We start from the raw sequence: 620 nt of genomic DNA on the forward strand, positions 1-620 counted from the left end.
CACGGTGAATGGACCGTCAGAGGCGAGGGTGCCTGCTAGGCCATTATCGACAACGAGCTGCTCAAGGGTGTCGAAATCGTCGTTTGATTGGACAAGTTCAACGATATTCTGTGCTGGTGCAGGGTTGTCGTTATCACTGCATGCCGTAATGAACGGGATAGCACCAAGTACGAGGGCAGGTGCCCAACGTTTAAGTTTTGCTTTAGCGGATAGAAGGCTCATGATTCGTTTCCTTTTGTAATTTCGTTTAGCACCTCTGTAAAAGGTGCAGGGCCATAATTTGGGAACCGACGTTTGTCGATCGCGGTTTTACAATGTGTTTCAGAGCGCTCGGGGAAGATTACGCAGGGCTGGAATAATGCGGATCACAGAAATGTCACGATATTTAACGAAATGTGCGTAATTTAGTGGAATTCATTTATATTGGTGGTTCGCTTGCTATACGGCCAATCCAAAGGCGCTAGCGGGACGTAATTGTCCTCTTGGGCGGCAGATTTTCGCTCGAATTACACGAGTTCAATACACAAAAAATTCGATTCAGGAGAGTTAAAATGGTTACCGTGAACACTAAGATTCTCGCATTTGGGGCGCGTCTCGTTTCTGTTTTAGTAATGAGTTTG

At 46.3% G+C, this 620-nt stretch carries 1 pseudogene; it reads right to left on the minus strand.

Annotated elements, in window-relative coordinates:
- Positions 1–222: pseudogene (locus tag A3750_RS05940) on the minus strand (hypothetical protein); the annotation flags it as partial.
- Between the last annotated feature and the right edge of the window lie 398 nt (positions 223–620).

This window comes from Oleiphilus sp. HI0079 (genome assembly GCF_001635105.1).